The 7729-nt window shown below is 62.7% G+C and carries 4 protein-coding genes; 1 reads left to right on the top strand and 3 read right to left on the bottom strand.

The features are described 5' to 3' along the window. Positions 1 to 226 precede the first annotated feature (226 nt). The gene (locus tag K8U03_16480) at positions 227 to 2581 is read left to right on the top strand and encodes a UvrD-helicase domain-containing protein (protein MCE9606491.1); all 2355 of its coding nucleotides are present in this window, start codon (positions 227 to 229) and stop codon (positions 2579 to 2581) included. 20 nt (positions 2582 to 2601) lie between these two features. On the opposite strand, the gene K8U03_16475 is transcribed toward K8U03_16480, so the two are convergent. The 3 genes from K8U03_16475 to K8U03_16465 all read right to left on the bottom strand — a co-directional run. After that, positions 2602 to 3066: a hypothetical protein gene (locus tag K8U03_16475; protein ID MCE9606490.1), complete on the bottom strand. Its 465-nt coding sequence runs from the start codon at positions 3064 to 3066 to the stop codon at positions 2602 to 2604. Between the two features lie 253 nt (positions 3067 to 3319). Continuing rightward, entirely contained in the window at positions 3320 to 4786 is a 1467-nt protein-coding gene (locus K8U03_16470) for a DUF1501 domain-containing protein (protein ID MCE9606489.1), read from the bottom strand. Positions 4787 to 4839: 53 nt separating this feature from the next. Further along, positions 4840 to 7729 (bottom strand): DUF1553 domain-containing protein (locus K8U03_16465; protein MCE9606488.1); only part of this gene is annotated, 2890 nt, incomplete at its 5' end.

Raw genomic sequence — 7729 nt, 5'->3', positions numbered from 1 at the left:
ACTTTCCCAATGTCATTTTAGTTATCGATCGACGTGAATTTCAGCGCGGAGACGATTCGGACGCGCCCCTCATCCGGCCTTCGGCCACCTTCTCCCGGCGGGAGAAGGGTTTGGCGCACTGCATTCTTCGCCCCCTGGTCTCCCCGGCCCCCTGCCGGATACGATGAATCTATCAGCCCGACGACGGACGTCGGGCCGGCGGTTCTCGATTTTCAAGGCGGCATGGATGGACGACGATCCTCTGTTGGCGAACCTCACCGCAGCACAGCAAGAAGCGGTTTTGCACGTCGATGGTCCGCTCCTGATTCTCGCCGGGCCGGGGAGCGGCAAGACGCGCGTCGTCACGCATCGGATCGCGCACCTGATGCGCACCGGGATCGCGCCGCAGCGCATCCTCGCCCTGACGTTTACCAACAAAGCGGCCGAAGAGATGCGCCGCCGCGTCGACCGGCTGGCGCCCGGCAAGCCGGTTTGGGTCAGCACGTTTCATCGCTTCTGCGCGAAGATGCTTCGCGAACATAGTCGGCTCGTCGGGCTGCGCGAAAACTACACGATCTACGACACGTCCGATAGCCAGTCGACCTTGAAGCGGACCATCGCCGCGATCGATTTCGACACCGGGCACTTCACGCCGCAACAGATCGCACATCACATCAGTTGGGCCAAGAACAACTTGATTCCCGCGGCGCAATATCAGCCGCGCCCCGGCCATCCGCTCGGTGCGATCACGGCGAAGATTTATCCCGCCTATCAGGAAGCGCTGCTCAAGGCGAACGCCGTCGACTTCGACGACATGCTGCTCCACACGGCGTTGTTGCTGCGCGACAATCCCGAGATCCGCACGCTGCTCGACGCACGGTATCGCTACATTCTCGTCGACGAATACCAAGACACGAACCTGGCGCAGTATGCGATCGTGCGCGCGCTTTCGATGGACTATCCGAACTTGTCGGTGACGGGCGACCCGGACCAATCGATCTATGGCTGGCGCGGGGCGAACTTGAGCAACATTCTCGAATTCGAGAACGACTACCCGGACGTGCATGTCGTGCGGCTCGAGCAGAACTATCGGAGCACCAAGGCGATTCTGCGCGGCGCGGCGATGCTGATCGCGCACAACAAGCGCCGCAAGGAGAAAGACCTTTTCACCGACAACGGCGAAGGGGAGGCCGTTCGCCTCACGACCTACGGCAGCAATCGCGAAGAGGCCGATGCCATTGCCCGCACCATCGCCCAAGCCATTCGCGCGGGCACGCGCCGGGCTCGCGACTTCGCCGTGTTCTATCGCGTGAACGCGTTATCGCGAACGCTGGAATTCGCGTTTCGCGAGGCGAACGTGCCGTACCAGATCATCAACGGCGTCGAGTTCTTTCAGCGCTCCGAAATCAAAGACGTGATGGCGTATCTCCGGTTGCTCAACAACCCGGATGACGACGAAGCGTTTCTCCGGATCGTCAACGTGCCGGTGCGCGGCATCGGCAAGACGACCCTTAAGCGGCTGAACGAACATGCCACCAGGAAGCGCAAGACGCTGCTGAATTTGGCGAGCGAATGCCGCGACCTCGAAGGAATCTCGAAGAAGGCGGCCGGCGCACTCGGCGAGTTTGCGTTGCTGATCGATCGGCTCTCGCGCATGATCTCGAAGCCGGTCGAAGAACTGATGGGGCACGTGCTCGCCGAGACCGGCTATCAGCAACATCTCAAGGAATCGGATGCGGCCGAAGACGAAGAGCGGCTGGCGAATGTCGAAGAATTACTCACCGTGGCCCGCAGCTATGACGAAAAAAATGCGGGTGAATCCTCGCTGGAGCAGTTTCTCGAAGAAGTCTGCCTCGTCAGCGACACCGACTTTCTCGACGGCGAAGACGATCGCGTGGTACTGATGACGCTGCACGCCTCGAAAGGCTTGGAGTTTCCGGTCGTGTTCCTCACCGCCGTCGAGCATGGGCTGCTGCCGCACGAGCGCAGCAAAGACAATCCCGACGAGTTGGAAGAAGAGCGGCGGTTGATGTTCGTCGGCATAACGCGCGCGCAAGAAGAGTTGCATCTGAGCATGGCACGCTACCGCGACTTCCGCGGCCAGCGCCGGCTGACCGTGCCGAGCCAGTTTCTCATGGAGTTGCCGGTCGCGGAGTTCGAGCGCAACGAAGCGGCCGTGCGCGTGTGGGACAACTTCGCCGAATATCCTTCCGCCGACGACGACACGCACGAAGTCCATAGCGACGACGAAGATGCCCACGATACGGCCGGCGCGAACGAGGAGGAAGACTTGTCGTTCGACGTCACCTCGTTCGACGCACCGACTCGCCCGGAGCCGAAGCTCCCGGCGGGCACGATTCTGAAAACGGCCGCCGACTTAGCCGGGGCTCCACGCTCGGAAACGCCGCGACCGGAAGGGCCGGCGATCTCACCCGACTTGTTTCATCAAGGGATGGCCGTGCGGCATCCGGAGTATGGGATCGGCAAGATCCTCGCGCTCAGCGGCGCAGGCCTGCGCCGCATGGCAACGGTGTCGTTCCCCGCGGCGGGCCAGCGCAAGTTCATGATCTCGCAGAGCCCGCTCCGGCCGATGAAGTCGTAGCGAGCGTTCGCAGAGCGGCGTTATCGCTTGCCGCCGGCGTGTGCGCCGCTCTTCCCCGCGCCTCCGCCGGCCGACTTGGCGCTTGCGAGCTTCGCGCCGGCATTCTTCGCCGAGCCGCCGGCTTGCTTGGCTTGCTGTTGCTCACGAATCGCGTGCAGGTTTTTCTGCAGACTCTTTTGCGCGGCTTGGACCTGTTGCCGGTCTTGGTGCATCTGTTTTTTGTCGGCTACCAGCGATTGCTGCGAAGAGCGAACCGCTTGGAGATCGGCCTTCAGCTTCGCTTTATCGGCCGAGATGGCTTTCTTGTCGCCGGCCATTTGCTTGCCGACACCGCCGCCCCCTTTCGCAGCGGCGAGCTTCGCACCGGCCGCCTTGCCCCCACCGCCGCCGGCGACCTTCCCCTGAGGACCTGCGAAGGCCGCCGAAGACGAAAGCGAAAACGCGGAACAGACGGCGAGGCCGAACGCGAGCTTGCGCAGAATCATAGCCCAGACTCCTCGAATGGAAGTGAGCGTCGGGACGACGCCGGTGGCGCGCCGGCGGAAGCGGCACGCCGAAATGAGAGGCATCGAAAACGTACGTCGCTCGGCGAGACGACGCAAATATTACGTTCCGAGAAGATTCTTAGGCGCGTCGGAGGTTCCGACGGTGCGGATTGTGCCGGCGCCCGAAGTCGCGCGCCCGCGAACCCGCAAGCGATTTCGTGGTCGTGAACTCAGTTGAAATACTGCGCTGACTTTACGCGAAGATCGGGTGGATGATCTCGCCGGCGACGTCGGTAAGGCGGAAGTCGCGGCCGGCGTAGCGGTAGGTGAGCTTCAGGTGGTCGAGCCCGAGGAGATGCAACACGGTCGCGTGGAGATCGTGCATGTGCGTTTTGTTTTCGACCGCCACATGGCCCCATTCGTCGGTGCCGCCGTAGGAGAAGCCTCGTTTCACGCCGCCGCCGGCGAGCCACACGGTGAAGCCGTCGGGATTGTGATCGCGGCCGGTGCCGTTCTTTTCGGCGAATGGATTGCGCCCGAACTCTCCGCCCCACCAGACGAGCGTGTCTTCCAGCAAGCCGCGTCGCTTGAGGTCGGCCAGCAAACCGGCGATCGGCCGATCGACCTTCTTCGCATGCTCGGCGTGCTTCGGCATGTTCGAGTGTTGGTCCCAGGCCGGGTTGTTCGAGTTGTCGCTGTAGTTCACTTGAATGTAACGCACGCCCGACTCGGCCAAGCGCCGCGCCATGAGACATTGTCGGCCGTAGTCGTCGCTCTCTTTCTTGCCGATGCCGTAGAGATCAAGCGTCTCTTGAGTTTCGCCGGCCAGGTCGAGCACGCTCGGCGCAAATTGCTGCATCTTGAACGCAAGCTCGTACGAATCGATCACAGCTTCGAGCTCGTCGTCGCCGGGGCGGCTGCGGGCTTGCTCGCGATTGAACGCTTGCACGAGATCGAACTGGGCTCGTTCGTCGAGGTCGTTGCTGCGCTCGTTGAGCAGGTAGCGGATCTGCGCCTCTTTGGCCGGAATGCCGGGCTTGCCGATCGCCGTTCCTTGATACACCGACGGGAGAAACGCGTTGCCGTAGTTGCGCGGGCCGCCGTTGCCCATCGAAGGGCTCAGGGCCACGAAGCCGGGCAGGTTCTGATTCTCCGTGCCGAGACCGTAGTTCACCCACGAGCCGACGGCCGGGCGAATCTGCGTCGTCGAGCCGGTGTGCAGAAATAGCGTGGCGGGACCATGGGCGACTCCTTCCGTGTGCATGCCGTGCAGGAAGCAGAGATCGTCGACGTGGCGATTCATCTCCGGGAAGAGCTCCGAAGCCCACTTGCCGCTCTTGCCGTGCTGCGCGAACTTCCAGAGCGACTTCATCACGCGCGACGTCGCCCCTTTGCCGGTCTTCGCGACGTTGCGGGCGTCTTTGAACTCAAGCGATTCGCCGTCCCGTTTATCCAAGAGCGGCTTGTGGTCGAAGCTATCGACTTGGCTCACGCCGCCGGCCATGAATAAGAAGATGACCCGCTTCGCCTTCGGCGCGAAATGCGGAACCTTCGTCGCTAACGGACCAGGCTTGCCGCCGGTAAGCGCGCTCGCACCGGTAGGGCTCGCGGCATGTCCGCCGTGTTGCATCATCGCCGCCAGCGCCAGCGAGCCGAAGCCGCAGGCCGACGAGCGGAGCATTTGCCGACGCGAAAACGGCGAGGAGTCGAAAGCGTGCATAACGTGTTCTCGAAATCACGAACGGGAGAAATCGAACTTTATTCTATCGAGCGCTAATCTACATATCGGAAATCGACGCAGCCGAAGAGAGCCTGATACAACCGCTCCCAGGCGGCAAGCCGAGGATCGACCGCCGGTTCATTCGCATCATCAATGCTTACGATCCGCGGCTTGCGAGCCGTCAAACTCTTGGAAGGGGTCGGTGCAGGCGACGTCGCCACGACGGCAGCCAAGCCGGCTTGCAACTCGCGATCGGTCGGCGCACGCCCCAGGGTGTCGCGGAAGGCCGCTTCGATTCGTTGTTCGTCGTCAAACGTCGAGTGTTCGGCGAACGAGCGGGCGGCGGCAGCCGAGGCCTGCTCCATCACGAACGGACTGTTCAACAGGTACAACGCTTGCGGCGCCACGGTGCTGATGTTCCGCTTGCCGGTCACGCTGTTCGGATCGGCGAAGTCGAACGCTTCGAACAGTTCGAGCGTCCGGTTGCGAAACGCCGGCGTGTAAATGCTGCGGCGCACGTCGGTGAAGACGTAGCCGTATTCCGTCGGCATCACGGTGCCGACTCCCTGTAACACGCTCGGATCATCGACCGCGAGACCGCCGAGCTTCCGATCGAGCTTGCCGCTCGCGACGAGGATCGCATCGCGAATCGACTCCGCATCGAGCCGGCGACGATTCATGTGCGAGAGCAAGCGATTGTCGGGATCGACGACTGCGCCCTGCTTAGCCGTGGTCGTGGTCGTGTTCGTGGTCGTGCGATAAACGTGCGACAGCGCGATCGAACGCACGAGCCGCTTCGTCGACCAGTTCGAGGCGGTGAACTCCGACGCCAAGTAATCGAGCAGTTCCGGGTGTGAGGGGGTTTCGCCCGTCGTGCCGAAGTTGTCGACCGTGCGGACGAGGCCCGCTCCGAAGAGATGGTGCCAGACCCGATTCACGTAGACGCGCGAGGTCAACGGGTTCGACGAACTCGCGACCCATTCGGCGAGTTGCAGTCGCCCGCTTTGATCTTCCGGAACCGCTTGCCACTTGCCGGCGGTCGCGACTTGCAACACGCCGCGCGGCACGACCGAGCCGCGGTTATGCACGTTGCCGCGAATGCAAATCTTGCAGTCTTCGACTTTCTCGGCGTCGTCGACCGCCATTGTCATCGGGCGCGACGGGCCGGAAGCCTGGAGCGTCTTCATCTGTTTTTCCAACGCGTCGACCTCCGCCGCGGCACGCTTTCGATCGTCGGAGACGACTTCTTTCGGCTTGGCGTCCTTCGCGGCGACCGCAGGCTTCTCATCGACCGGCACCAATTGCAAGCAATCGACCGTCACATAGCCCTTCGTCTCTTCGTTCGAGATCATCACGAACCATTGGTTCGTCGGGTCGAAGCGATACTTGCCGAGCGAGACGAACCGGCCGTCGATCGGCGGCGTCTGTCGCATGTCGACCTTCACTTCGATCTCGCCGTCGACCGTAAGCAACGAGATCGGCACCGCATTGGCCCGATCGTTCGCGGCGATATAGCCGAGGCGAACGTCGTAGACGCCGGCCTTCTTAAACTCCGGTTGGAAGGTCAGGGTCTTGAGCCCCTTCCCTTCGTCATCGTCGGTCACGTAGCCGTCGCCGACGTAGCGTTTGAAATGCTTCGAGGGCGACCACGGTCCGACCCGCTTGGCCTGCGCGTCGTCGACGACGATCCCCTCTAAGCTCGACGCCGCCACGATGCCGGTCTTGGCGTTCGTGCTAGGGCCGGTGAGTTGCTTCACCACGGCCTTGGCCGTGTCGATTTTTTGCTTCAACGCGGCGACTTCCGCTTCGTGCTTCGCGACGACCTTCTCCAACTCCGGCGACATCGGCAACGGCCGCTCGACCCAGCGCGAGACGTTATCATGGATCAACACGCTCGTGCTGCGAAAGATTCCAGCCAGCGCGTAGTAGTCGGCCGTCGGGATCGGATCGAACTTATGATCGTGGCACCGCGCGCAGCCGATCGTCATGCCGAGCAGCCCTTTGCCGATCGCTTCGATCTGCTCGTCGGCAACGTCCATCTCGAGCACTTTCTTGTCTTGCTCTTCATAGTTGTTCGCGCCGAGCACGAGATACGACGTCGCCACGAGATGGTCGCGTTCTTCGTCGTCGCCGGCATGCGGAAGCAAGTCGCCGGCAATTTGCTCGACGATGAACCTATCGAGCGGCTTGTCGCGGTTGAACGCCTCGACGACGTAGTCGCGATAACGCCACGCCTCTTTGAAGACCATCGAACGTCCGCCGCCGCTCGACTCGGCGAACCGCGCCACGTCGAGCCAGTGGCGCCCCCAGCGCTCGCCGAAGTGAGGCGACGCGAGCAGCCGATCGACGACCTTCTCATAGGCATCGGTCGCCTGATCGACGGCGAACGCATCGAGCTCGGCGGGGGTCGGCGGCAGGCCGAGCAAGTCGAACGTCACGCGGCGCAGCCACACGGCCCGCTCGGCATCCGGGGCTGGTTGCAAACCTTTTTCGTCGAGCTTGGCCGCGATGAAGCGGTCGATGTCGCCGTGCGGCCAAGCCTTGTGCTTCACTTGCGGTGCAGCCGGCTTCACGACCGGACGAAACGACCAAAACTTCCGGCCGGCATCGAGATCGATCCCCTTCTTCTGCACCACCTTCGCCGGCCCTACGCGCGGATCCGGGGCTCCGATCTTCACCCAATGCTCGAAGTCGGCGATCACGTTATCGGCCAACTTGCCCGACGGCGGCATCTCGAACGACTCGAACTTGAGCGCCTGGATTAGCGAACTCTCCTCCGGCTTGCCGACGACCAGCGCCGGGCCGGAGTCGCCGCCGAGGATGAGCCCCTCTTTGGTATCGAGCAGCAAGCCGCCGCGCAGCGCCTTCGCCCCTGCCGAGTGGCACGAGTAGCACTTCTCGACGAGCACCGGCCGGATCTTCGCCTCGAAGTGCTTGAGCCCT

Source organism: Planctomycetia bacterium (assembly GCA_021413845.1).
Lineage (GTDB): Bacteria > Planctomycetota > Planctomycetia > Pirellulales > PNKZ01 > PNKZ01.
Note: the sequence above shows the minus strand (reverse complement) of the source record. Positions and strands in the feature narration are given on the sequence as shown.